The 26,766-nt window shown below is 29.7% G+C and carries 24 protein-coding genes and 2 rRNA genes; 17 read left to right on the forward strand and 9 right to left on the reverse strand.

What is annotated here, in order from left to right; translation table 4 throughout:
* The first annotated feature begins 15 nt into the window (after positions 1-15).
* The 3 genes from ACM0IS_RS00005 to ACM0IS_RS00015 all read left to right on the forward strand — a co-directional run bounded on the left by ACM0IS_RS00005 (position 16) and on the right by ACM0IS_RS00015 (position 2,899).
* Positions 16-1,413 carry a DnaA ATPase domain-containing protein gene (locus ACM0IS_RS00005; RefSeq protein WP_416756217.1) on the forward strand — a complete coding sequence of 466 codons (1,398 nt, stop codon included), beginning with the start codon at positions 16-18 and terminating at the stop codon, positions 1,411-1,413.
* A 134-nt stretch (positions 1,414-1,547) separates the two neighbouring features.
* Positions 1,548-2,675 carry a DNA polymerase III subunit beta gene (locus ACM0IS_RS00010; protein WP_416756218.1) on the forward strand — a complete coding sequence of 376 codons (1,128 nt, stop codon included), beginning with the start codon at positions 1,548-1,550 and terminating at the stop codon, positions 2,673-2,675.
* A complete protein-coding gene (locus ACM0IS_RS00015) occupies positions 2,675-2,899 on the forward strand; it encodes an RNA-binding S4 domain-containing protein (RefSeq protein ID WP_416756219.1) in 225 nt (74 codons plus the stop codon). The genes ACM0IS_RS00010 and ACM0IS_RS00015 overlap by 1 nt, the downstream gene beginning before the upstream one ends.
* Before the next feature lie 77 nt (positions 2,900-2,976).
* On the opposite strand, the gene ACM0IS_RS00020 is transcribed toward ACM0IS_RS00015, so the two are convergent.
* Both ACM0IS_RS00020 and serS read right to left on the reverse strand, forming a co-directional pair.
* Positions 2,977-4,146: an HAD family acid phosphatase gene (locus tag ACM0IS_RS00020; protein WP_416756220.1), complete on the reverse strand. Its 1,170-nt coding sequence runs from the start codon at positions 4,144-4,146 to the stop codon at positions 2,977-2,979.
* Positions 4,147-4,290: 144 nt separating this feature from the next.
* Positions 4,291-5,556, reverse strand: coding sequence for a serine--tRNA ligase (gene serS, locus ACM0IS_RS00025; protein WP_416756222.1), 1,266 nt, complete (start codon positions 5,554-5,556; stop codon positions 4,291-4,293).
* A 522-nt stretch (positions 5,557-6,078) separates the two neighbouring features.
* On the opposite strand from serS, the gene rpmH reads away from it, so the two are divergent.
* The 6 genes from rpmH (at position 6,079) to rrf (ACM0IS_RS00055) (ending at position 9,747) form a co-directional block, all read left to right on the forward strand.
* A complete protein-coding gene (gene rpmH, locus ACM0IS_RS00030) occupies positions 6,079-6,225 on the forward strand; it encodes a 50S ribosomal protein L34 (protein ID WP_416738532.1) in 147 nt (48 codons plus the stop codon).
* 8 nt (positions 6,226-6,233) lie between these two features.
* A complete protein-coding gene (rnpA, locus tag ACM0IS_RS00035) occupies positions 6,234-6,578 on the forward strand; it encodes a ribonuclease P protein component (RefSeq protein ID WP_416756223.1) in 345 nt (114 codons plus the stop codon).
* Entirely contained in the window at positions 6,559-8,634 is a 2,076-nt protein-coding gene (yidC, locus tag ACM0IS_RS00040; protein ID WP_416756224.1) for a membrane protein insertase YidC, read from the forward strand. The genes rnpA and yidC overlap by 20 nt, the downstream gene beginning before the upstream one ends.
* A gap of 537 nt (positions 8,635-9,171) precedes the next feature.
* Positions 9,172-9,312: a hypothetical protein gene (locus ACM0IS_RS00045; RefSeq protein ID WP_416756225.1), complete on the forward strand. Its 141-nt coding sequence runs from the start codon at positions 9,172-9,174 to the stop codon at positions 9,310-9,312.
* Positions 9,313-9,432: 120 nt separating this feature from the next.
* Positions 9,433-9,538, forward strand: a 5S ribosomal RNA gene (gene rrf, locus ACM0IS_RS00050).
* A gap of 103 nt (positions 9,539-9,641) precedes the next feature.
* Positions 9,642-9,747, forward strand: a 5S ribosomal RNA gene (gene rrf / locus ACM0IS_RS00055).
* A gap of 60 nt (positions 9,748-9,807) precedes the next feature.
* Here the strand turns inward: rrf (ACM0IS_RS00055) and ACM0IS_RS00060 are convergent.
* The gene (locus ACM0IS_RS00060; RefSeq protein ID WP_416756226.1) at positions 9,808-10,359 is read right to left on the reverse strand and encodes a hypothetical protein; all 552 of its coding nucleotides are present in this window, start codon (positions 10,357-10,359) and stop codon (positions 9,808-9,810) included.
* 72 nt (positions 10,360-10,431) lie between these two features.
* Here ACM0IS_RS00060 and ACM0IS_RS00065 point away from each other — a divergent pair, with 72 nt between their 5' ends.
* From ACM0IS_RS00065 to ACM0IS_RS00085, 5 genes are all read left to right on the forward strand, one after another.
* Positions 10,432-12,654, forward strand: a complete 2,223-nt coding sequence (locus tag ACM0IS_RS00065; protein ID WP_416756227.1) for a HinT-interacting membrane complex protein P80 — start codon at positions 10,432-10,434, stop codon at positions 12,652-12,654.
* Entirely contained in the window at positions 12,654-13,928 is a 1,275-nt protein-coding gene (locus tag ACM0IS_RS00070) for a HinT-interacting membrane complex lipoprotein P60 (RefSeq protein WP_416756229.1), read from the forward strand. Before ACM0IS_RS00065 ends, ACM0IS_RS00070 begins: the two co-directional genes overlap by 1 nt.
* A complete protein-coding gene (gene hinT, locus ACM0IS_RS00075; protein ID WP_416756231.1) occupies positions 13,928-14,260 on the forward strand; it encodes a histidine triad protein HinT in 333 nt (110 codons plus the stop codon). The genes ACM0IS_RS00070 and hinT overlap by 1 nt, the downstream gene beginning before the upstream one ends.
* A gap of 104 nt (positions 14,261-14,364) precedes the next feature.
* Positions 14,365-15,204: an HAD family hydrolase gene (locus ACM0IS_RS00080; RefSeq protein ID WP_416756233.1), complete on the forward strand. Its 840-nt coding sequence runs from the start codon at positions 14,365-14,367 to the stop codon at positions 15,202-15,204.
* Between the two features lie 102 nt (positions 15,205-15,306).
* Entirely contained in the window at positions 15,307-16,113 is an 807-nt protein-coding gene (locus tag ACM0IS_RS00085) for a PQ-loop domain-containing transporter (protein WP_416756234.1), read from the forward strand.
* 93 nt (positions 16,114-16,206) lie between these two features.
* Here ACM0IS_RS00085 and ACM0IS_RS00090 read toward each other — a convergent pair whose 3' ends face one another.
* Genes ACM0IS_RS00090 through def form a run of 4 tightly spaced genes read right to left on the reverse strand, consistent with a single transcriptional unit; the run spans position 16,207 to position 19,550 of the window.
* Positions 16,207-16,767: a DJ-1/PfpI family protein gene (locus ACM0IS_RS00090; protein ID WP_416755425.1), complete on the reverse strand. Its 561-nt coding sequence runs from the start codon at positions 16,765-16,767 to the stop codon at positions 16,207-16,209.
* The gene (locus ACM0IS_RS00095; RefSeq protein ID WP_416756236.1) at positions 16,767-17,660 is read right to left on the reverse strand and encodes an MSC_0882 family membrane protein; all 894 of its coding nucleotides are present in this window, start codon (positions 17,658-17,660) and stop codon (positions 16,767-16,769) included. The genes ACM0IS_RS00090 and ACM0IS_RS00095 overlap by 1 nt, the downstream gene beginning before the upstream one ends.
* 13 nt (positions 17,661-17,673) lie before the next feature.
* Positions 17,674-18,993, reverse strand: coding sequence for a hypothetical protein (locus ACM0IS_RS00100; protein ID WP_416756237.1), 1,320 nt, complete (start codon positions 18,991-18,993; stop codon positions 17,674-17,676).
* Positions 18,993-19,550, reverse strand: coding sequence for a peptide deformylase (gene def, locus ACM0IS_RS00105; protein ID WP_416756238.1), 558 nt, complete (start codon positions 19,548-19,550; stop codon positions 18,993-18,995). The genes ACM0IS_RS00100 and def overlap by 1 nt, the downstream gene beginning before the upstream one ends.
* 63 nt (positions 19,551-19,613) lie before the next feature.
* Here def and plsY point away from each other — a divergent pair, with 63 nt between their 5' ends.
* Complete coding sequence (gene plsY / locus ACM0IS_RS00110; protein ID WP_416756240.1) at positions 19,614-20,465, forward strand: glycerol-3-phosphate 1-O-acyltransferase PlsY; 852 nt, start codon at positions 19,614-19,616, stop codon at positions 20,463-20,465.
* 141 nt (positions 20,466-20,606) lie between these two features.
* Here the strand turns inward: plsY and eno are convergent, their stop codons facing one another.
* Positions 20,607-21,968 (reverse strand): phosphopyruvate hydratase, encoded by a 1,362-nt coding sequence (gene eno, locus ACM0IS_RS00115; protein WP_416754567.1) that lies wholly within the window; start codon positions 21,966-21,968, stop codon positions 20,607-20,609.
* Between the two features lie 283 nt (positions 21,969-22,251).
* On the opposite strand from eno, the gene ACM0IS_RS00120 reads away from it, so the two are divergent.
* Together ACM0IS_RS00120 and ACM0IS_RS00125 are read left to right on the forward strand one after the other, a co-directional pair.
* Positions 22,252-24,159, forward strand: coding sequence for a M13 family metallopeptidase (locus tag ACM0IS_RS00120; protein WP_416756242.1), 1,908 nt, complete (start codon positions 22,252-22,254; stop codon positions 24,157-24,159).
* An 83-nt stretch (positions 24,160-24,242) separates the two neighbouring features.
* Positions 24,243-25,961 (forward strand): lipoprotein 17-related variable surface protein, encoded by a 1,719-nt coding sequence (locus tag ACM0IS_RS00125; RefSeq protein WP_416756244.1) that lies wholly within the window; start codon positions 24,243-24,245, stop codon positions 25,959-25,961.
* A gap of 39 nt (positions 25,962-26,000) precedes the next feature.
* Here ACM0IS_RS00125 and ACM0IS_RS00130 read toward each other — a convergent pair whose 3' ends face one another.
* On the reverse strand, positions 26,001-26,216 hold the full coding sequence (locus tag ACM0IS_RS00130) for an MAG6790 family protein (protein ID WP_416754574.1): 216 nt from the start codon (positions 26,214-26,216) through the stop codon (positions 26,001-26,003).
* Positions 26,217-26,766: the final 550 nt, after the last annotated feature.

The following is a 26,766-nucleotide window of genomic DNA, read 5'->3' on the forward strand; positions in this document are numbered from 1 at the left end:
TTATAAAATTTAAGCATGAATATATTAGAAAAAAACGACGAAATCGATAATGACACAGTTAAACTGAATGTTTATAACGATGTTTTTGTTGAGTATATGAAAAACGAAGTTCAAGATAATATGCTCTTTAGAACATTTTTTAAAAACTTAAAAATTATGTCATTTGAAAACAACGAGGTTATAATATTTTTCCCAAAAGTTTATCCAGATCTGCATAACTTTAAAAAATATTATAATAACACATTTGTTAAAGCTGTTAATGAGGTGTTTGGAGAAGGAGTTTCTTTCAAGATTGTTGATAAAGAACATTTAGAAGCTGCCAAGACTGCTGAAAAAGTAATCAAGAAAGCTGATAACTTAATTAAGAAATCAAATCAAACAAACCCGCAATATACTTTTGACAATTACGTTGAAAGTAAATTCAATCGTGAAGCTTTAAATATATGTAAAACTATTGCTGATGGAGAATACACATTTAATGTCTTGTTTATTTCTGGTAATTCTGGTTTAGGTAAAACGCACTTACTCAAAGCTTTGGAAAATAGCTTTATTGAACAAGGCAAAAAGGTATTTTTAGTTAATCCTAATACCTTTACTAATTCATTAACAAGCTTACTAAAAGAAAATGATCAAAAGAAGTTACTTTCAATCCACAAAAATTTAGTTTATAACTATGACCTAGTGTTATTTGATGATTTTCAGCTCTTTGGAGAAGGGAATAAAAAATCTACAAAAGACTTTATTTTTCAAATTTTAGATGGTCGGATGGAACGTAATAAGATTACTGTTTTTTGTAGTGATAAAGACATTAATCAAATTTCTTCAATGTTTGATAATCGTTTAATTACTCGTTTTCAATCAGGATTTATTACTAAGATTAAGCAACCTGATATTGACGATTTATCAAAATTACTTGATTTTTTCTTAGATGATATCGACCTAAGTAATGACTTAATTTCAGAAGAAGCCAAAGACTTTATTATCCGTAATCATACAGCTTCGATTAGAACGCTACTTGGTGCTGTTAAACGGATCTCACACTACAAACAAGATATATTAAACACACCACAAGAGTATGTTTATAAAACAATTACTAATATTTTCGAAGATGTTATTCAACAACAAGAAAATATTACACCAGATATTATTATTAAAGCTGTTTCTAAGTATTATAAAATACCAGCCAAAGATATTTTATCTAACTCAAGAAAAGCTGAAATAGTAGTAGCTCGTCATATCGCTATGTATATGATCTCAATTCAGTTAGATTATTCTTCAACTGAACTTGGAAAAGTGTTTAAAAAGGATCATTCAACTGTTTTAAACGCTTTACGTAAGTTTAAAGAGTCAGATGATGAATCTTTAAAGCGTACAATACAAGAACTTAAAAATCAGATTTATAAAATTAATTAACAGGATATCCACAAGATACAATTTAGCCAAAAATGAGCAAAAAGTTCATATTTAACAGTCATTAAGGCTAAAATAAAACATTTTGGAGTTATCCACATATCCACAAGATATATTATTTATATAAAGGAGGTTTTATGAAATTCACAATTTCTAAACCTAAAATTGACCAACTAGTAGAATTCTTATCTACATATATAGATAGCAATGATACATTTATTCCATTTAGATGTATTTATATGAGTATTGATTCAGAAAACTTAACTTTAATTGGAGCTTCTTCTACACTAGCTGCTAGAAAAGTTATTCCAGTAGATAATAGAGAAATTACAGTTGAAAGATCAGGTAAGTTTTATTTATCAGCTAACCTATTAAGAAACATTATTAAAAAGTTTGATAAAGAAATCACATTTGATGCTAATGAAAACTTAATTAATATTTATGAAGGATCTACTATATTTACTTTAACAGCATTAAATGCAGGAGTATACCCAAGAATTGATTTCGAAGATACAGATAATAGAGTATCTATTAATTCACATTTATTTGAAAAAGTTATTTCTGATGTTTCTACATCTACTAGTGCCTCAAATGATAGATTAAATTCATTGATATATAAATGTATTAATATTTCTGCTAATAACTCAGCACAATTAAGATTTTTAGCAACAGATTCATATAGATTATCAACTGAAATTATCCAAGTTGATAAACCAGTTACAATTGATTTAACAATTGATGCAAGAAACCTTAAAAAACTTATTACAAAAGATGCACCGGAAAAAGTTGACTTTTTCTTCAATAAAGATAGAATCGGAATTGCTTACGAAAATACAGTAATTTGAACTTCGGTTAATAAAGGACAATATATTGATGTTTCATCACTATTCCAAGTAAAATACACTAGAAATTTTAAGATTGAACGTGAAGAGCTCTTAAGAACCTTAAATAAAGCCTTATTTTATCAAACTGAAAAAGATAAGAAGATGGAATTTTACTTCGAAAATCATGACCTTAAGATTATTTACGAAGTGCCCGAAATAGGGACTGCAAATGCTGTTTCTAACGCTTTAGAAATAGTTGAAGGTAAAGGTGCTCAAATTGATTTTAATTACACCTATGTAAAAGATGCTGTTTCTGCTTTAGATTCAGGAATGTTAAATATCTTTATCTCTCAAAATGAAGATAAAATCCTATTTATTTCAGAAAATGATCCTAACCACATTCAATTAATCACACCTATGAGAAAGTTTTATAACAAATAATGACAATCAAAATCACTGGTGATAGTATTAAACTATCTCAATTCCTTAAGAAGATAGATGAAATTGATACAGGTGGAGCAGCAAAAGAATTCATTAAATATAATGAAATTAAAATTAATGGTCAAGTGCCAAAAGGAAGAAGTTCAAAAATAAAAATAGGTGATATAGTTTGAATTAATGATTCACTTTACACTATTGCTTCAGCAGATAAAGATGACAAATAAGCCTACGCCATTGGCTTATTTTTTTATAAAAAAAGAAAGATACAGCCTTAACTGTACCTTTTAAATTAGCCATTTAGTTATTTGTTTGTGTTTGTAGTTGAAGCTTTAGGTGTGAATACTCATCCTTCTTTTTCAAGTAATTGATTAATCTTATTAAAGTCAAATTTGCTTGAACCAACTGCTTGTTTTACTCAGCTACCGTATGAAGTGTTTCCTGGGATTAAAACGTAACTTGCAGCAAAATCTTCGTTTACTCATGCTTTTTTAGCAGCATCATAGTAAACAGATTTAACTTCTAAACTATCATTTCCAAATAATTTACCATAGTTAAGTTTAGAATCTTTTAGAGCAGCAACAACTTCTTTGCTTGTGATGTTAGGTGTTTTACTAAAGTTATCATTAAAGTCAGAAATATCGTCACCAACACGCATAACAACTTTAAATTGTGCTTGAACATTATCGATTGTTAATTTGTGTGTGTTGATTCAATGCATTCTTTCTTCTTTTGAAACTCTTACATTTCTGTGAGCTTGATCAAATGTTTTAGCATCAGCTTTATCCATTCCTTGCATTCACCAAATTCAATCAGGCATTAATTTAGCATCTAATCCTAATTTAACTAAGTTGTCTAATGATGGTTTAATTTGAGGACCTTGATCTCTGTTAGAGTTGAACATAACAACTCCACCTTTATCTCAAACATGTTTGATGAAGTCGATAGCTCCAGCAACTTCTGTAGAAATTGCTTGTGAAACGAAGTCTCCTCATAATGCTGGTGAGAAGAATGTGTTGTGTGTTACTAAGTAGTTTTGGAAAGCAAAGTTATTTAAAACTGTTTCATCTAGATCCATGAATACAACTGGGATAAATTGCTTATCTGTTGTAGCTGTAACAGTTACTTTTTCACCTGTTTTGTTTACTTTATCTAAAGCAACATTAGATTGTGTAATCATTTTGTCAAATAATCTTGTTGCTTCAGCATAAACTTGACGCCCCATTGCTTCTTTTTCAGCTGAGATACTGTTTCATGCATTTGAAGATGCAAGTGAAACAGTGTTGTAACGATCAACAGCAGCTTGTAATTGACCTTCAACAGCAGCTTTATCAGCTTTGATTTTTTCGATTTCTTTTGTTAATTCTTCAACTTTTTTTGATTCTGTATCATTACATGAAACAACTGCAGCAACTGGCGCAATTGCGATACCAGCAGCAGCTAGTGACATGAATGATTTTGTAATTTTATTCATTTTTTTCTCCTTGTAAATAAATCATTACAATTAAATACTATCACTTCTATAGGCCTGTATAACAAAATAAAAAAATGTGGAAATTTTTTGTTCCACATTTTTAATAATAAGCAAAAAAACAAAGAAAATAGTGTAACTAGTACACTACTTAATAACTTCCATACCCATATAAGGCACTAATACTTTAGGAACTGTAATGCTTCCATCGGCATTTTGATAAATTTCTAAGATAGCAGCAATAACTCTATCTACAGCAAGACCTGAACCATTCATTGTGTGAGCATATTGAGTTTTACCTTCAGCATCTCTATATCTAATCATGGCTCTACGAGCTTGGAAATCACCCATGTAACTTACAGAAGAAGTTTCTCTGTATCTTTCTTCTGAAGGTAATCATAATTCAAGATCTATTGTTTTACGTGATGAGAATCCTAAATCACCTGTACATAATAATAATTCACGGTAAGGGATTTCAAGTTTTTCTAAAACATCTTTAGCATCTTCAAGCATTGCTTCAAATTCTTTAATAGCATCTTGTTCATTTGTAACTTTAACTAATTCAATTTTCTTGAATTCGTGTTGTCTTAAGATTCCACGAGTATCTTTACCTGATGAGCCAGCTTCTGATCTAAAGCATTCTGTGTATCCTGTGGCTCTAAAAGGTGTGCTTAAGTCAACGATTTCATCGTTGTAGATGTTAGTTAATGTAACTTCAGCTGTAGGAATTAAATATTCATCAGCACCATCAATTTTATATAGGTCTTCTTTAAATTTAGGTAATTGCCCTGTACCATATAACATTTTTTCTTTAACAATTACAGGTGTGTTGAATTCGTTATATCCTTTTGATGTATGTAAGTTAAGCATAAAGTTAATTAATGCTCTTACAAGTCTTGAACCAGCGTTTTTATAAACAACTGAACGAGAACCTGATAATTTAACAGCACGTTCAAAGTCGATAATGTCTAAGTTTTTAGCAATTTCATAGTGAGGCAATACACCCTTGACTAATCCACGTCCTAAATTTGGATGTTCAGCTAAAACAACATTATCATTTTCATCTGCACCCACTGGTACTTCAGGTAAAGTTTCATTAGGAATTTGTAAAATTAATTCTTCAATTCTGTTATTTAAAGCATCAGCATCAGCTGTAAGTTGAGCTTCTTGAACCTTGATTTGAGCAATTTGTTCTTTCAATTGAGCAAGAGCTGCGGGTTGATTTTTTAATGTTCCAAATTCTTTTGATAATTTTGCAAGTTCAGCTTTTTTTGTTTGAGCTTGATTCATCATTTGTCCACGTTGTTTAGCAAGTGAAACAAATTCGTCATAAATTTTTACGTCAAAACCTCTATTTTCTAGGTTTTTTCTGACTTTTTCTTCATTGTTTAAAACATATTTTAAATTTAACATTTAAACCTCTTATTCTAATGTGCATATTATACAACAATTTAAACAGAATATAGACCTTACAAAAATGGCTTTTGCATTTACACTTGTATTTAAATGCTTGAGATTAATAAAAACACATGGTTTTTTATTTTAATATCTAGGACAAAGGTGAAAAAATAGTACAGCCTGTTCTGTTGATTTTAAAAATTTAAATCTAAGAAAAGGAAATGAAATAAGACAATTTTTAATTTTTTTATAAATTATTATAATGGCCTACAGACAGATAAAGAATGACAGTTAAGAATTTTATAAATAGGTTAAATATTTTTTGGTGTAGTAACGAGGCTAAAGCTTTGAGTTTTAAAATATTTTTCATTCATGCAAAAGAGTAAGAAATTTTTGTTTCTAGAAATAAGTTATAAAAGAGTTAAAAAATAGCTAAAATACTAGCCTTTTTTGTGTGCATTAAAAATAGGCTTTTTGTGTATAATATAAACACGCTTATATAATTATTGAAAAATCATCACAATAGGAGGAGAAAAAATGAGTAAAAGAACTTACCAACCAAACAAGCGTAAACATGCTAAAGTACATGGTTTCAGAGCTAGAATGGAAACAGCTAACGGAAGAAAAGTATTAGCTAGAAGAAGAGCTAAAGGTAGAAAAAGATTAACAGTTTCTGATAAATAATTTCTAAAATGAAAAAACAATATCGACTTAGAAAAAACTGAGAATTTAACAATGTATTAAACTCAGGCAAGAAAAATTGTCTGGCGAATAAATATCTAATTGTTTATTCAATAAAAAGCAAGGCTTTTAGAGCTGGAATAACAGTTCCTAAAAAGTTTGCTAATGCAGTTGGTCGTAATTTATACAAGAGACAATTAAGAGCAATAGTACATGAATTAGATTTATATAACCTAAATTATGATTTTGTATTAATTGTTCGCAAAGATTTTATAGAAGCAGATTATGCAACCAAAAAGGAAGCAATTGCTAAAATCTTTGAGAAATTTAGGAAAAATGAAAAAAGCAAACAATAATTTTCAATATTTTACCAATAGTAATGATCCTAAAGAAAAGAGAAAAGAAGGATGAAAGAAATTTTTAAAATGATTTAAGATCGTCTTCTATGTCTTTGTCTTTGGATTAACAATTACAGGGTGTGTTCAAGCGTTTGCATTAAAAAATTCATATAACGTAGGGAACGGGATTGAGTTTTATAGAAATCCAAACGACATCGCCCCTAGAGTTAATACTTTAAAAGAAAAAGAAGAAAAAGTTGATTATGTATCTAATGAAAATGGTGACAATAAGCAAGAGTCAAATTACACTTATAGTTTGCTAACAAATGATACAGAAGCTAACTTCTTTTTACGTGATTCTAAAGTCTTAGAAGCACTAAGAAAACAAACTGAAGCAAATGGTGGGACATATGCTGATCCAGGAAAATATTTAGTTGCTTTCCAATTGCCAAATGCTAGATCTTTAACAGATTTAAACTTAGATACAGCTAAAAATAGTATCTTTGGAACAAAAGCAAATGGAAATGAAACTCCAAAATATTTATTTAGATCACAAACATCACCACAATACCAATATGTTTCAAATGCAAAAACAAGCGATATTTATGTATTTGCTTACAAATACGAAACAGCTGATGATAAAAAAGGACAATTACTAGGAAACATGGACCAACTTTTCCTTGTACAAGCAAGTCAAACTATGCAAGTTACAGATAAAGATGGTAAAGCTTCATCAGTAATAGTTCCTATCAAGGATTCAAACGGAAATATCTTAATTTCTAATATTTCAGGTGTTCAAAAAGTTAATACACCAGACAATATTGTAGTTAATGATAAAAAAACTAACCTTGCTGAAGCTCAATATAATGCAAACAGAATGTTTGCGAGAGATATCCTTCAAGTATTTTATGAATACTCATTTGGTGAAGGTTCAAAATTCGCTCAAGAATTAGGAAGCACGCCATCACAATTCATTAAAAATCTTGTAGATGGATTATCTGAAGAACAAAAGAAGGGTCAAGAAAATGGTGGAGATGGAAAAACTGCGTTATTTGCCATTACACCAAAACAATATAGTTTATTACTCCAATATCAAAAAACTATGACTGAATACTTAGGTCAATTGCAATTCTTCAACAGAAGTCCCGAAAATGCAGCAAATTGATATAAAGAATATGAAAAAACAGCCAAAGTTAATAAATTTGATTACAACAATAATATTCTATATTCACAAAATGGTGCTGTAGTTCCATTTGCTGGGGACTATGCAATTCAACCTATTACCACTTGAGGTGAAGCTTGAGAATATGGTCCATTCTATGGATTATTAGTTTATCCACTTTCTGTCTTAATCCAGTCATTGCGTCAAGCAATGCCCGGATGAGATGGATGAGCTTCAATTATCGCTATTTTAATCGCTATTATACTAACACGTGTAATTGGTCTAGCTATTACATTTAGAGCTACTGTTATGCAACAAGTAATGGAAGAACTAAAATACAAAAAAGCTGCCATCGAAGCCAAATACAAAGGCTTAGAGCAAAACAAAGCTATGAAGATGAAAAAACAACAAGAACTTTCAGCTTTATATAATAAGTATAATATTAACCCTGCCGATCAGTTCGGAACTATGATACTTTCAATGCCAATTTTCTTCGCTATGTGAAGGGTTATTCAAAGTATTCCAGAAATTAAGGAAACCACATGACTTGGTGTTAACTTCGCTTCTATCTCATACAAGAGACTATTTGATGGACAATTAGCTTACTTATGAGTGCTAGCTGCTGTTATTATCTTCCAAATTCTTTCTATGTTGATTCCAAGAATCTTAAACAAGAAAAAATTCAAGAGAAGAACAACAATTGCTGAAGCCGAAGCCTTGAAAAAATCAGAAAGAACTCAACGCATTATGATGATTGTATTCACTGTAATTACCGTTATGTTCTCAGCTGGTGTGCAAGTATATTGAATTTTCGGTTCTATCTGAACAATCTTACAAACGATTGCAATTCACTACTTAACCCAATCAAGATGATTCAAACAAAAGTACATGCCCAAAACCTTAAAGAAATAATTTAAAGATCTAGCTTTGGCTAGATTTTTTTATCCATGCCATAGGCCTAAATGTCATTTAATATCATAAAATAAGCTAATGATAATTTAGGCGTAAGTTATGTTTAATAAGAGCACTCCTGACTATAGAAAAAATGAAAAATTAAAAAGATGGCAATGCCACTTTAGCTTTAGTGGAATGTCATCTTTTTAATTTATATAATTTATAAAATTTTGCAATTGTTCTGAGTTTAATAGTTTAAAATTATTCATAGATAAGTTATTCCTTTCGACGTTATAAAAATTATAGGGTAACTTATCTTTTCTTTTGCCATTTTTAATAATTTATGAATTTACACAAAAATCTATATAGTATCCTGATATTAACCAAAAGACCTGATTTGAAATAAAAGGTAAAAAATATATAGCAAAAGAACCAAGTGGAAAACAACTAACAGAACAAGAATTATGAGCTCTACAAAAACATCTTGATATTAACATCCCACTTGTTCATATAATTTCTAATTAGATCAAGAAAACAAGAGATTTTCATAGGTTTTTGAAAAAAATAGCTTTACTGGATTTAAAGAAAAAAGAACTTCCAGAAGAAATTCTTTCTAAAATCCATGTTATTTTAAACAAATTTCAAAACAATCTAAATAACATAGAAAATCAAATAATATTTGCTAGAAAAACCTAGCATTAATATGATACTATTTTTTTAAATAAATGGGTGGACAAAATAAATAATAATTCATATTTTTTAATAAACAAAAATAAAAATATATTTTGAAATTTTAAATTTTGATATATACTTTTATCAAGTGATTATAGCAGAGGGGATCACCTGATACCATTCCGAACTCAGTAGTTAAGCCCTCTAGCGCCGACGATAGCAGAGATGTGAAAATAGGGCGTCGCTTTTTTTATTACTTTTTTAAGGTATGAACATACTAACTAATCATTCGGGAATATTAAAAAATTTTTAAAAAAATGCTTTGCTATTTTTACTTTTATATTACAATATATACAAGTGATTATAGCAGAGGGGATCACCTGATACCATTCCGAACTCAGTAGTTAAGCCCTCTAGCGCCGACGATAGCAGAGATGTGAAAATAGGGCGTCGCTTTTTTTATTAACTTTTTTAACAATGAAATAAAAAACAGAGCGTTGCTCTGGGTATATTAGATGTCTAAGCGACATCATTTTTTATTTCATTTTTAAAATAGTCTAAATAAGGCACTTCTTCATCTTCGATTTTAACAACATTATAATAATAAGGATTCATACGAGTAATTGCATCTAGTTTAATTATCTCATCATTGTCTCTATATAAATAAGATCAAATTGAAGGCTCATCACTAAAAATTTCATCCAAGATTAATAAAATATCACACCATTTACCTTTATTTACTTTAGATAGTACTTTATTAATTAAACGAGAAGAAATAATATCTCGATTAGACTCAGTTAAAATATATAAATTAAAGACAACATTTCCCAATTGTAAACTTGGAAAAAATTCATCAAAACTATTATCTGGAGGTAAATTTAATTTTTCCGGATAAAAAAACTTTAATTTTAATAAGGTTGAAAATGAAATTGCTATTGTAATTGGATTTGTTAGCTTTTCACCATTTAAAGCTTGCTGTAAGGAAGAAGAAGTTAAAGAATAAACAAATTTTTCTTCCTTAGCTAGTGCATTTAATGACTTAAATGCTTCTACTATTTCTCTGTATTCCATAATAGAATTATAAATTAATAAATTTGCTATAATTTAAAATATATTATTTTAAATTAAGAAAACGAGGTATTAATGGCAAAGAGACAAAAATCATTCTTTGAGCGTTTAACAGAACTAAATGATAGACACGATGAAAAACACGAAAAGAATAGTACAAATAAAGCCAAAAGAAATAAGGCCACTATCGCAATAGGAGCAACAATCTTTGTAGGGATTATAGCAGCTATTGCTATTCCTTTAACAGTTAATGTAACAAAAGTAAACTACAAAGATGCTATTGATAGCAAGGCACCTGTTGTTAAATTTATGGGACCAGATGGCAAAGAATTAGCTACTACAAATGCAGGCGCACTTCAAAACCTTGTAAATTCTAAAGATGTTGCAGCAGCTAAAGAAATTGATGACTTCTACCACAGAACAATTGAATATCTTTACCAAGAAGAATACAAAGCTTCTCTAGAATTTCAAAGAATTTGAAATGCTTCACTTCTTGATGGAGAAAACCCTAATAATTCAATCGCTTTAAAATCTTTAAGCGAAATTAAAAAAGATGTTCAAGCTAAAATTGATGATCTAAAATCTAACTTAAAGAAAAATTATGGATTTGAAAACTGGGAAAAACAATTCAACGAAATTATTGGTAAAGAAGAATATGGAAAGAGTTTAACTGAAGTTCAAGCTGTTAACTATTTAGTATTTAAACAAATTGAATCAGAAGCACAAAGAAGATATCAATTAGAATACAAAAAACAAACAATGGATTACATCAATAGAAAAGCTAATACAACAATTTACAAATTAGATGAAAATGGAAACCAAGTTAAAGATGCAAATGGGCATGCAATTATTTTATTTAACAAAGGAGATAAAGTATTCCCATACTTTAAAGAAGGTGTTAATTACTTTGTTGATCCAAATAATTCAAACAATGTAACAACTTTATTAACTAAATCATTTGTTGTTGAAACAAAAATGGTAGATGGTAAAGTAACTGTAGTTAAAGACTTAAAAACTCCAACTCCATTTATTGAAAGCTACTTTAACAAAAACAAAGTTGTTTTACCAACAGTTTATAAATTAGCTGGTAAAACAAATAAATCAGATATTTACCAACCATGAATTTTAGCTGATGATAAAGAAAAAGCTACATTAGCTAACTTATTAAAATACAGTGTTATTCCAAATGGTGATAAGTTTAATATCAAATCTAATATGTCAATTTTATTAGCGATGAAAACAGCTCAAGGTTATGCTTTACAAACTAAAGATCAAACTTCAAGTGCATATAATAATGCTATTTCTGAATATCAAACATATTTAGGTGCATTAACACAAAGTGATGCTTCAACTCTTGGTACAAGTGGTTTAACAAGTGTAGAAGAATTATTAGCTAGCTCAATTGATCAAGGTTTAGGTGTATTTGCTACAGCAATCTTTGGAAATAATGATGCAAAAAATATCCCATCAATTGAACTTGGAAAATTAACTCAAATTACAGCAGCTTCAAATGTACAACCAGCTATGATTGCAGCTTATACAAAGATACTAGAAGAAGCAAAAACAGCTAAAACTATGCAAGAAGCAATAGCTAAAGTTAATGAATTTAACAAGGTAGTAGATACAGTAGTTGCAAACATTAAAACTGCTGATATGACTACATTCTTTAAACAATTCTATAACTGAGACTTTGCTGTAGAAACAAGTGCCGGAAATGCAGCAAGTAAAAAAGTTCCTGTAGTTCTAAGAGTTAGCGATATGGATAATGCTTATGTGTTATTAACTGATAAAGATGTTTTATTAGCTAGATATGATCAAATTAATTCATTAGATGAATTTAAAACATTTATTGCTAAGGATGCTCAAAACTATGCAGCTGGAAATAAGACTTACTTTAATGTTACAAATAAATTATCTACTAAGGTTTCACCAGAAACTGTTATTGAATCACTAGTAAATAATTCAGAATTCTTAACTTACATTAAAGCACAAGATAATGCATCAAATGATAACAAGAAGTACACTGAAACAGATATTAACAACATTAAAACAGAAGTTGCTAGTGTACTTGTAGGTAAACAAACACAACAATTACTTGACTTATTAAAGAATGTTGATACATGAGTTAAAGCACAATTTGCAACAGGAACAAGTTACAACTTTGAAGTTGTAGATGGACTTGCTAAATTAGTTTACTCATATGCAAACAATACAACAATGAGTGAAAAATCAGCGCTTGATACAATTTACCAATACTTAAGTCAAAACCTATGAAAAAACGCTAAAGGAGATAAATAATGAACTTCAAATTTAAACATGCATTATTACTAGCTCCTGCAGCTATTATGCCTGTGGCTATGGTATCTTGTGGGGTTGATAAAGATACTGATGCTAAAAGAAAACAAGATGCTGATTTTAGTAAAGATTCAATTACACAAATTATTGAAGGAAAATGACTTGATGTTACTTTGAAAAACTTATATTCAGTAGCGCAAGGCCAAAATCTAATTTCAAATGAGGCTTATAAAGCTGATGCATTTGCAGCATACCAAGCTTTTGTAGCTAATGAAAACTTAAAACATAATCCATTTTATTTATTAACTCAATTAAACACTTGAGCTGCTGCTGGAATTCTTTCAAATGATGACCAAAAAGCTTTTGTTAGTTTTTTAGATAGATCAAATACTCAAGGGACTTCAAGTAAATACTACAAGGCTAACTTAAACCAAGATCAATTCAATGTACTATATAATAATGCCCAAACCAATGTAGCTTATACAGTTAATAAATTATTGTTAATTAACAAATACTTCCAAATCAGTAATCTAGCTGATTTAGAAAAGGTTGATTCTTCATCAGCTTCACTATATAAGACAAAATTCCAACTAGATCAATTCAATTTAATTAACTATGTTGTAAATAACAAAACAGTGCAATTATGACAATATCAAGATAGTAACACAAACAACATCTTTACTATGGGAAATTGCAAAATTGATACTATTGCTCAATATCAAGATTTAATTAAGAAATCAACTACAGCAGGTGATACAGCCACAAGTGCTTTATTACTAAATCAAACTGCTCCATATCAAAGCACAATGGGTGGATTTAAAGGATTAATGGCTATGCCTAGCTCATTTAAAATATCATATTCAGTTGATGATTTATTAAATACACCAAAAGACAAGATTTTTGTTGGATTCTACGATGCTAATAATGAAAAAATTGTGTCAGTAGATGAAAATGGAAAATTAGCTAGTTCAATTGCTGCGTCTACAGATGGAAAAACAATTAATGTAGCATACATGAGTCAAATTGCTCCAATTGGTAAAACTGTAAAAACTAAGACTACTGAAGAAGGCAAAGAAAAAGAAGTGGAAAGTAAGATTCTTTCATTTGATGAAACACCATTTGCAAGTGATCTAAATCAATTAAGAATATTACTTGCTGTTAGTGATGATAACTTATACAAGAAAGCTCAAAGCGCTTTTGTAGCCTTAGGTTATGTAATTAAAGTTGATGACGCACTGAAAGCTAAAACAGAAGGAATGGCAATTATTGCTAAATAATGGATTCAATTTTTACAAAAATTATTAAAAGAGAAATTCCAAGTAAAATTCTTTATGAAGACGATAAGGTAATAGCTATTTATGATGCTTTTCCTCAAACAGAAGGGCATTTCCTAGTTATTCCTAAAGTTCAAGAAGAAAATATTCTAGCTAATAGTGAAGATGACTTCTTATATGCTATGAAAATAGCTCGCCAATTAGCTAATAAAGAAATTATTCAAAAAGGAATACCTGGTTTTAAAATAATAATCAACACAGGAAAAACAGCTGGTCAAGTTGTTTTCCATACTCACATTCATGTAATACCATACCGTGAATCAGATTATAAATAATTGCATAATTTTAACCAAAATACCTATATACTAGTTGTTTTGGTTTTTTTACGCTGAAGCTTAAAAATACAAAAATAAAGTAAAATACTATAGAAAGAAGGCTTATGAAATTAGCATTTGCATATGATTTAGATGGAACATTATTAAGAAAAAATAATACTATCCACCCTGACACTATGAAGGCACTAGAACGTGTTCAAAAAGAAGGCCATGTTAACATAATTGCAACAGGAAGAGGATTGCAAAAAGTATTGCCTATATTAAAAGATGGCACAATTAAATACGTAGATTATATTGTTTGCTCAAATGGAGCATTAATTTATGATGTTAATAAAAAAACAGTGAATGTACTTAATACTGTGCCTAATAAAGTGTTCTATATTTTAAAAGAAAAGGCATTAGAAAATGACTTAATTTTAAGTGTAGATACCTTAGATTATAATGGATCATATCTCCCAAATAATCATTTTCCTAAATGAATGTCTCAAGAACAAATAATGGATATGAATATTTTAAATATTGCTACTTTAGAACACTTAGAAAATGTTGTTTTAGCAAAAGATAGCGTTATTACTCAAATAGCTCTTAGAAACCCATCAGATAAAGCACAAAAAATTACAGAAGAAATTAGACAAGCTACTAAAGGATTACCATGTATTGTTTATTTAACTAACTCTGTTTATACTGATGTTAACCCTAAAGATGCTTCTAAATTTTCAGGTGTCGAAAAGGTATTAGAAATATTAGGACTAAGCAAAGAAAACTTAATAGCTTTTGGAGACAGCGGAAATGATGTAAATATGATTGCTGGAGCTAAATATGGAATTGCTGTTGGTAATGGAACGCAAGAGGCAAAAGCAGCTGCAAAATTAGTTATTGGAGACCACCAAACAGGAACAATTGGGGATACATTAAACCAGATATTAGAAGGTGCTTTATTCTAAGCATCTTTTTTATTTTTAAAGCTTATTTTAAGGATGATTTTGCTTTGAAATAAGTTTAAAATAAATTCATACAAAAAATAAAATAGGTTAAAATATAACAGTATGCAAAATATAGTTAAATTTTTTAGTGAAGGAGCACAAACAGCAGTTACTAAAGCACCTAAAGCTTTAGATGTATCATTTAATGTATTTGTTTGATTAACTGTTGTTTTCATTATTTCCTTAAGTGTTCCTCAATTAATTAAACTTATCAAAGATAAAAGAACAGGAAACGTAAGTTTCACTTCATTCTGAATTTTCCACGTTGGAATCTTATTATGAGTTATATGGGGTGCAACAAACAACTTAAACAAAGCTATGCTTAACGTTATGTTTGCTGACGGAATCAGTTTATATGTAAATGGAATTATGACTATTTTACTTTACAAACATAAAAAAGAATTTTCAGCTAAGAAAAAAATGTGAGGATACATCGGTGTTCTTGCAACATATTTAATTGGTGCATTATTCATTGCTTTCTACATTGTAGATTACGACAGAGAAGCAACTAACTACTTATTTAAAGTACCAGATACAGCATCTACAGTAATGGGATTTATCTTCCCTGCTGCTACAACATTAGCATTTACACCACAATTAATTCACTCATTCAAAACAAATGAATGACAAGGAGTTACATACTGAATGTATGTATTATATGTTGTAAACAACATTATCTGAATTATTTGATGAGGACTTGGAATGGGATTACAATCATATGAAGCAAAACCAAACTATGGTTCATTGATTGCTGGATTATGTTGACAAATAATTTCATTAACAATCTTCGGCATCCAACTTGGATTCACTCTTTATGATAAGCATTTATTAAGTAAAGGGGTAAATCGTTCACTTCAAGCTAACAAATAGTAGCTTGATATAGTAATTAAGTCGCTAGTAATAGCGATTTTTTTATAACTTGTTTACAGGCATAAAAAAATCTGCCCGAAGGCAGAAATATATTTAGTATTGATCTCCATTAATTTTAATGTAGGTACGTAATGATAATTCTTCACTAAATAGTTCATGAATAATTCTAAGCCCTAATTCTGGAGCTGCAAAGGCGTTTTTACCTGTAATGATTTTACCATCACAACTAGTCATTTCATCTGAGCGATTGCTTCCACGTGTTGGAAGGCTTCATTGAGATGGATATGAAGAATAGTGGATGTAAGGAGGTAAAATTTTAGCCTCCATTAAAACATTTGGAGCATCACAGATAGCAAATAAGTATTTATTTGCTTGATAAAATTCTTTAATAACAGCAAGTGAAGTTGGATTGTTTCTTAAAGTTTGACAACCTTTTCCACCTGGAATAAAGATAGCATTATAGTCTTCAAGATTATATTGATGAACTATATTATCTACATGAGCTAAGTCAAATTGACCTGTAGCTGATGAAATTTCAGGAGCATAGTAAGTTATTGACTCAATTACGTCAGCTGCTTTAAGCACTGATAGAGTTGATGTCAATTCAACATCGTTAAATTTATCTTCTATTATAACTAGTAATTTTAGTTTCATTATTTCTTACCTCTTTTTAGGACACCTTTTCAAATCAAGTAGCATAGTAACGCTAATGGTAATAAGACTACTATAATAAAGACAATGATATAAGCTTTAATTCAAGCTTTGTTTTCACTTTTAAGTTCTGCGTTAACTGCATTCTTAATAGCTGTGGCATCAGTTCCAAGAAAGGTAGAAGCTTCAATGTAACGTTTGCGATCATACATAACCATTAGTACAAATAGTACTGTAAATCCAATTGCGACTGCTAAGTCTACATAAAGTAATACATGTACATTACCAAAGGCACCATTAAGAATTTTTTCTCAATCTAAATCAAGATTGAGTTTTAAGTTTGCTTTATCAATATTGAGTACTCAATGCCCATCTCATAGGTTTAAAAGTAACAAGATAACACCATTAAAGAGAGCAAAATAAGTCATGAAGAAAGCAAATAATCATGATAAACGTAATAATTTAAAACGAATAGCACGATAAGTATCAGAAATAACTGTTACAGCAGCTAAATTTCCATTGCGGTAGTTATCACGACACATTTGTTCTGTGCGTCTTCAAGCTTTATTCTTAGTTAGAGCTTTTGCAAATAAGCTTAAAGAAACCAAAAAGACAATACCAACTAATACGTATCAAGCAATACCTTGGTTTTTATCAACTCTAGTATTTAGGAAATAGTTTGTTAATATACCTGCTATTGAAACTAGAAATAAAGTAAACCAGAAAAGAAATTGCATTATAGTTAAGCGTTTTTCTCTTCTAATTACATTATAAACAGGTGTTGCAATGATTCTTTGTGGATCTGAAGCAACTTGTGCTTCCACAGTAGTTTCAAGCGTTTGTGGTACTTGAGTAGTGATTTGTTGTAAATCACTGTTATTTTGTGAATAATTCATAAATCACATTCTCCTAATTGCTTGTTATAGCTGGTTGATTACTATTGTTTGTGTTTGTAGTTGGTTGAGATTCTGGTTCTACATCTTTTTTATCTTGATTCTTAGAAATTGTAAATTTTGATAAGCTGTCAAATAAAGCGTTAACAAATGCTTCTGTGTTGATTTGTGATTTAATATTTTTATCTGCATTAAGTGTTTCAGCAAGAATATGTGCAAGTGCTTTTCTAGTATCAGGAGATACTGATGAAATTACATATTTAGTAACATTTAAATAAGCAACAACATCTTTATTAACACCTAAATTTTCATAGTTCTCAATTGATTTAATTTCCTTTATAGCATAGTCTGTTACTTGTTTAGATTGTTCTTGTGCTGATAATGTATCAAATAATGGATTTTCTTCTCTTAGATTACGTTTAATTTTATCAATATAATCAAGAGCACCTGATTCATGAGCTATTGCTGAAGCTTTATCAGTAGCTATTTCTTTTGCTGCTTGAGCTATAACTTTTATAACATCTGGATTATTTAATAAAGCAGCTGAAGAGTGCAATGTATCGACAATTTCATTAAACTGTTCTTTAGTTCATTTACTTTCAGGATTTTGAAGTGTTTCAAATAATTTTGATCCTTTTTGGAATAGTTCAAGAAGCGAAACAGCCCCTACTCCTATTCCTGAAAGTGAAGCACCTTTACCAGCTGTCATTAATTTAACACCAAAAGTTGTAGCTTTAGAGGTTGAAGTATCATTAACCATAGCTGTAGTTACAATGTTTGAAAGTAAAAGTGTTCCTGGTAAAGTTAAAATAGCATTGGTGGTACCAAATAAAAATCTAGTTCAAATTCTGTTTCCTCTTTTACCAGATTCGATTCTTTTTCTTTTCTTATTCTTGCGTTTATTAATTGTACATAGGTGAATAATAAAGGTAATAACAAAGAAGAATCCTCTAAGAGATAAGTAAATTATCATTGCTAAAACAGTCAAGGCAAATGGTAGTCCTGACCTAATAATTTGATCGACTTCTTTTTGATCTTTTAATTGTGAATGTACAAGATCTGATCCATATTTATAAACAACAGCAGAAATAATCATTGTTAAAACAATTGCAACTACTTTAAAGATAGATCATTTGTAATTGAATCAAAATCCAATTAAGAATGCTAATGTAATTAAAACAATAATTACAATTGGGAGTCAAACTCCAGCATTACCAACTGAGTTTGTGATATTTTTTAAAGTTTTAACAATATCATCTAATTGCTGTATTCCTGTGGTTGAATTAGGTGCTGATTGTGCTGAGGCACTAGCAGCAGCTTCAAGTAATGAGTTCATTATAGATATTTAGCCTTAGGTAATTTTTTTCAAGGATCTTTACGAGAAATGCGATCAATAAATAAGTGACCATCTAAGTGGTCTAATTCGTGTTGAAAAACAATCGCAATGTAACCTGATACTTCATAACGTAATCATTTTCTATTGTAGTAGCTGTAAGCATCGACTACAACACGATCTGAGCGATGTACATAACCTTCTTGGTTTGGCCATGATTCATCAACTGATAAACAACCCTCTCCTTCATCTAGGGCTATTTTTTTATTGCTTTTTGCCACAACACGAGGGTTAAATAAAACATCTTTAAATAAGACATTACCCTTATCGTCTTGGACAAAAACATAGAATACATTTTTTAATATTCCGTATTGAACAGCAGCAACACCAACTCCTGGACGGAATTGTGTTCCTTCAGTTTGAGAATCATCAATGTGATAGATCATTCTCTCTGCTAAATCAATATCCTCATCTGTAAGAGGAATTGGAACATCATGAGATCTTTTTCTAAGTACAGGGTCTGGTAACTGTACTATTTTAATATCATATTTTTTGTTCATATTTAAATTATAATATATATAGAAAATTACTATAATTAATATATTAATTATAGAAAGGTGAATATGAACGGAAATTATAATATTGTAGTTTTTACCACTGTAGTCCTAAATATAGCTTTTTTAGTAATGGGATATTTAATTGGTTCGCTAAATACTTCAATCATATTTAGTAAGTTTTTAAAGAAAGATGTGCGTGAGCAACATTCACAAAATGCTGGAGCCACAAATTCATCTAGAGTTTTTGGAATAAAAGTTGGTGTTTTAATCTTGCTCATAGATGTTTTCAAAACCATTGCAGCTGTTGCAATAGCCACAGGAATTGCTTATTGAGTAAATGCTGCTCCTCAAGTCTCTTCAAGAGGACCGGTAAATCAAATGTCATTTCAACAATACCAAGCAATTATCGCTGTACCAATGCTAGCTGGTTTAGGAGTTGTGCTTGGCCACTGTTTCCCAGTCTTTTTTGGTTTTAAGGGTGGAAAAGGAGTAGCTTGCAGCATTGGGTTAATAATTAGTTATAACATTGTATTATTACCTATTGCAGCTGTAATATTCTTTACAGTAGCATTCTGAAAGAAATATATTTCACTTGCAAGTATGAGTGCAGCTGTATTATTAATTCCATTTGTATTTGTTCCATGAATGAGCAATAGTGTTATAGCATGAGCGACAAATTATCAATGACTTGGATGAACCAAAACAATTGATTTACAACTAATTGCCCCAGATCAAAGAGGATTTATACATTACATTGGAACATATGTTGTTAACTATGCTTCTATTTATACTGGATTCATATATTTAGGTGCTGTTGCACTTATCCTATTTACACATAGAGGTAACGTTCAACGCCTATTAAAAGGTGAAGAAAGAAAATGAAGCAAGAGCAAGAATGAGCAAAAGGATGCACAATAGTGCTTTTTTCTTTCGCTTAAATGAAAATAGTTAGTTCAAGGCATATATCCTTGAGCTTTTTATTATCTTTATTCCTATGTTATAGAGTAAAAGATAATAAAAACGCTCCATATAATGGAACGTAATTATTTGTTGAATAAATTATTTAACGATGTTGTAGAAAGCTTTGATTCCCTTGAATTCAGCTGATGAACCAAGTTCTTCTTCAATAGCTAATAAACGATTGTATTTTGCGATTCTGTCTGTACGTGATAATGAACCTGTCTTAATTTGTCCTGAGTTCATAGCAACAGCAATATCAGCGATTGATGTATCTTCTGTTTCACCTGAACGGTGTGAAACAACTGCTGTCATGTTTGCTTTTTGAGCCATTTGGATAGCGTCAAATGTTTCTGTAATTGAACCAATTTGGTTAATTTTGATTAAGATTGAGTTCATTGATTTTTCTTCAATAGCACGTTTTAGAATAGCTGTGTTTGTAACTGTTAAGTCGTCACCAACGATTTGTAATTTATCACCCATTTCAGCTGTAAATTTCTTGAATCCTGCTCAGTCACTTTCTGCAAATCCATCTTCGATTGAGATGATTGGGTATTTAGCAACAAGTGATTTTAAGTATTCAGCCATTTCATCTGATGTGTATGATAATTTAACATCTTCTAAGTGTTCAAATCCTGGTTTTTTAGCTTCAATAGCTGCTTTTAATTTCTTGAATGTGTAAACACCATCAGCATATAATTCTGATGAAGCACAGTCCATAGCGATAGCAACTGCGTTTTCACCTTCTTTAGCAGGTGTGTATCCAGCTGCTTTAATAGCTTCTACTAAGAAGTCTAAAGCTTCTTCGTGTGATTTGAAGTTAGGAGCAAATCCACCTTCATCACCAACTTGAACACCGTGTCCGTGTTTTTTAAGTAATTTAGCTAAGTTGTGGAATACAAAGTTAGCCATTTGTAAAGCTTCTCTGAATGATTTAGCACCAACTGGCATAATCATGAATTCTTGGAAGTCGATTGTGTTTGAAGCGTGTTCTCCACCGTTAATAACATTTAACATTGGAACTGGTAATTCGTGTGCGTTGAATCCACCTAAGTATTTGTATAGAGGGATTTGTAATTCATTAGCAGCAGCTCTAGCAACAGCAAGAGAAACTCCTAAGATAGCGTTAGCACCAAATTTAGATTTGTTTTCTGTACCATCTAATTCGATCATTTTCATGTCGATTTTACGTTGGTCTGTAACTTCCATTCCTAAGATATGAGGAACGATGTCGTTGTTAACGTGGTTAACAGCTAACATAACACCTTTACCACCGAATCAGTTACCTTCAAATTCTGATCCTTTGTCTCTTAATTCAAGAGCTTCACGTGAACCTGTTGAAGCACCTGATGGAACTTTAGCGATTCCGTATCCACCAAATTCTGTGAATACTTCAACTTCAACTGTTGGGTTTCCACGTGAGTCTAAAATTTCACGTGCATGAATTTTTGTAATTGCTGACATATTTGTCTCCTTTTTAAATTTAAGATTTTGTCTTATTTGCAAATAATTAATCTTTATCTAAAGATTATTAGAATTATAGCATTATTATAAAAGTGGTAATTTTGTATTTTTAGAAAAATATTACTAGTTTAAAGGGCTTAATCTATGCATTTTATATTCATAATAATTTAAAAAATGTTCTATTTTTTAAATAAATAAATTCTTGAAGAGCAAAAATAAAGAGAACCAATAGTAATAAAGTAAAGTATAATTTAAATATTATTATTAAAAACAAGGAGACAAAATGAATAAACCTAGATTACAAGATGACTTTTATGAATATGTCAACTTTGAATGATTAAGAGATACAGAAATTCCAGCAGATCGTGCTTCAATTTCTTGTTTCGGTGAATTAGATATTAAGATTGAAAAATTATTAAAAGGATTAACAGCAGAATGAGCTGCTGGAAAAAAAGCTTTACCAGCTGATAAAATGATTCATGAATATGTAAAACTATATCAAATGTTAATCAATACTGATAAAAGAACCCAATTAGGGTGAGAACCAGCTAGAAAACACTTGGATAAAATTGAAAAACTAACAAGTTTTCAAGATTTAGCTAAAAATTATTTTGAATTTGATAAGCAATATTCTTCATTACCTTTACCATTTGGTATTGGTGAAGATTTTATCGATAATAAAAAATATATTTTATGAATGGATGACCCAAGACTAATTTTAGGTTCTAAAGAAACTTATGGAAATCCAGTACAAAAAGAAAAACTTTTAACAGCCTGAAAAGAAATGTCATTTGACTTATTAGTTTCATACGGTAAAACCACTGAAGAAGCTAATAAATTAGTCGCACAAGCTCTTGAATTTGACAACTTTTTAGTAGAATTTGTTCTTTCAAATGAAGAAAAAGCTGATTATACTTCTTTATACAATTTAAAGGACATTGCTTGATATAAAGAAACAGTTAAAACTTTTGATATTGAAAAAATTGCACAAGAATTAGTTAAAAAAGAAGTTAAAGAAATTTCATGTTCAAACCCAAGATTTATAGAAAATATAGACAAAATTTATACTGATGCTAACTTTGAAGCATATAAAGCTTTATTATTTATTAAAAACTTAATATATGCAGCTGGATTTATGTCAGAAGAGATAAGATTTAAAGCTTCACACTTTAAAAATGTTCTTTACTCAATTGCAAAACCTCGTGATTTAGAATTATACGCTTATGATGTTGCTACAAAATACTTTGGTATGCCTCTTGGTATGTATTATGCTAAAGAATATTTTGGAGAAAAGGCCAAAAAAGATGTTGAACGTATGGTTGCAAGCATGATTGATGTTTATAAAAAACGTCTCGAAGAAAATACATGATTAACTCAAGCAACTAAAGACAAAGCAATTTTAAAACTTTCTAAACTAGGTGTTATGGTTGGATATCCAGAAGAAATCAAACCAATTTATGCTAAGTTTATTGTAAAAACTTATGAAGAAGGTTCAAATGTATTTGAAAATATTCTTGCATTTGATCAAATAATGTATGAATATGAAATGTCTCAATATTTAGAACATGTAAATCCTAAATACTGAGGAATGTCACCTGATACAATTAATGCTTACTTTAACCCATTTGGAAATCATATTGTCTTTCCAGCTGCTATCTTGCAAGCTCCATACTATGACATAAATCAATCTTCATCAGCAAACTTTGGTGGAATTGGAGCAGTTATAGCACACGAAATTTCACATGCTTTTGACAATAACGGTGCTCAATTTGATGAAAATGGATCAATGGTAAATTGATGAACTGATCATGATAGAGCTAAATTTGCTGAAAAGACTCAAGCTGTTATTGATTTATATGATACACGTATGACACCATATGGTAAAGTAAATGGTAAACTAACCGTATCTGAAAATATAGCTGATATAGGTGGAGTTGCTTGCGCCTTAGAAGCTGCTCAAAAAGAACCTGATTTTTCACCAGAAAAATTCTTCGAAAACTGAGCTAGAGTTTGAAGGCTAAAAGCAGGAGAAGGATACGCAAGAAGATTACTTGAAACAGATGTTCACTCACCAGCTAAGGAAAGAGGTAATGTCTTAATGATGAATCTTGATTTATTTGCAGACACATACAAAATTCAAGAATCTGACAAGATGTACTTAGCTCCAGAAAAGAGAATTAAAATTTGATAATGTAAAATGTTCCTTTTTGGGACATTTTTATTTTGAAAATTCACTTTTTTATATAAAATATACAAATCAATAAAGGAGATTCAATGAAAAGAATAAAAACATTAACATTGCTAGGAACACTTTTAGCTGCAACATTACCTATGATGGCAGCAACTTGTGGAGCAAAAATAGAAGAGAGTAAAAATCCTCAACCTAAGCCAGCTACACCACCTAGCACGACTGGAGATATTCCAAGCAAACCAATCGTGCCACCTGCACAACCAATAGAACCAATTCAACCTACTCCACTAAATCCGGATCCTCAAACTCAACCAGAACCATCAAAACCTGTTGCAACCGATGATAATACATTAGGTGGAACAGTTAATGGAATAAGTATCAATGCTTATAAAACTATAATTCCGTTATTAGATATTAATAGTAATATGACTGCTAGTCAAGTGTTTGAAAAAATAAATGGAAAATTATTTGAAAACGAAGACTATAAATTACAAAATGTAAAGGTTGTGGAGTTTAATGATAAAAAAGGAACGTTAGATTTCACTCTAAAAGGAACATACAAAGGAAAAAGATTAGACAACGTGACATTACATATAAGTCATTTGTATGTGATTGGTGAAACAGATTTAGGCTCATTAAAAATTGAATGAAATTTAGAAAAATTAATGTCAGAACAAAAAAATCCTGACTTTTTACTAAATAAAAAAGCTGATGAAGTTATTTCTTATTTAAAGAATTTAGAACTTTTATTAAATAGTAAAATAATAAATGTTTTAACAAATTCAAGTTTCAAAATTAACACTTTTAACATTAGCAAAAATGGTACAAAATTTAATGCCTTTATTTCAATATCTTACTTACCACAATCTATGTCAAATGGAGAAATAACTCCAATTGGAAGTATAAGTGTATATAGCAGAACATATGACAATTTAGCAGGATTAAATTATTCTACACAAGAATATTTATCTTACGTTTTAAATAATCATGTTAAATTAATTGATAACATTGATCATAATTATTACCCTTCCTTTTTTGCAGCTAAAAATGCACAAGGTGTAAATTATTGAACACACTTTTTTGAAATTGATCCTAAATTTGAAATGTGAAATGGACAGCCAATTCAATTTGAATGTAAATATTATCCAAATGACTTAACAGGTGAATTATTTGTTATAGTTTCATTAAAATATGATGCTGATAATGGTAGTGAGGTAATTACATATGGAAACAGAGAATTTAAAATTACAGGATTTAATAAAATAAGCTCAGAGTATATCAAAAAAAATTTTTATATAGTACCTGACAGCTTCAAATTTATTGATAGAAAGTGATATAGAGATTTAGTAACAACTATTACTTCTTTACCAGAAAAAGAAGTAAGCACATTTAAAATTTCTGATCAAAATGAATTAATGAAATATTTAGGCCCTGTTGGAGGCGATAATTATATAATAGCTCGCCAAGTCACGCAAAATGGAGAAGAAATATTAGAACTAAATTCTAATAATTACATTAAACTCAATTTTGATTACAAACCTCTTCAAGATTGAAATACAAAACCTGAAGAAGGGTTATTAAATGGCAACTTATTCAAAATTAGCCGAATAGTTTTAAAAACCACAAGCCTTTCAAATTTTGAAATTCAATACATAAACTCAGACAATTCAAAAATTAGCTTTACATGAAATTATGTTTTAGAATTCGAGGTACAAAGTGCAACTTCTTTCAATGATTCAACAACTATGTTAGAAATCCCTTTATCATCTCCGCTTTTTTCTTTAAAGAATCAAATAAAATAATATAAAAATGAGGAGACCCCTCATTTTTAAATTTATTTTTTATACAACTTTTAAGACAACTTCTTTCGAAGCTTCTTTTCCTTCTAAATGGTTTCTTTCAACACGTATAATTTCAATTTTTTCATTAGCTTTTGTGTGTAAACCATGTTTTTGTCCACGGCGGAATCCTTTGATTTGCCCTTCTAATTCTTCGATTGTATTAGCTTGAGCAATAATTTCATCATTTGATAATAGTTTTGCTTTGTATTTGTACATAAATACCTCCGTTTGTTCATCTTTATTATAATCCTAATTGAAACAGGATATATTAAATTTGACTACCTTTCCACAAATTTCCACATTTTTGTGGAAATAATGTGGAACAAATTATCACTTCTTAGTAATAAAAGATAATTTTTATAAAAGGTAAATATAAATACTAGGTTTAGATGAAAAAATACATGCTCTTGTAAGGCTTTTCCCAGTTAGCAGCATAATGTATTAATGTAGCAATCTTTCCAAGTTAGATATATTGAGAGTATTTTAGGCCTACAATATAGGTGCTTTAATTTTGATGCACCTAAAATTACATAGAAAAATTCTATGTAGATATTTCCCAGCAGTAGCATAATGTTTCTTAATTACTATCAAATTTTAAATCAATACAATTTTTGCATGTTTTTTGGTGGTTTCATTGTAAAGTGCCTTAAAAATGATTGTTTTTGCACAAAAATCGACAAAAAATAGTATAAACCAACAAATTCTTAGAAAAAAAGTTGCAAAAAATTGAAGTTTTAATTTATATTATGTAATAACAAATAAACTA

Origin of the sequence: Mycoplasma aquilae ATCC BAA-1896 (assembly GCF_048074525.1) — a bacterium.
GTDB lineage: Bacteria > Bacillota_I > Bacilli_A > Mycoplasmatales > Metamycoplasmataceae > Mycoplasmopsis > Mycoplasmopsis aquilae.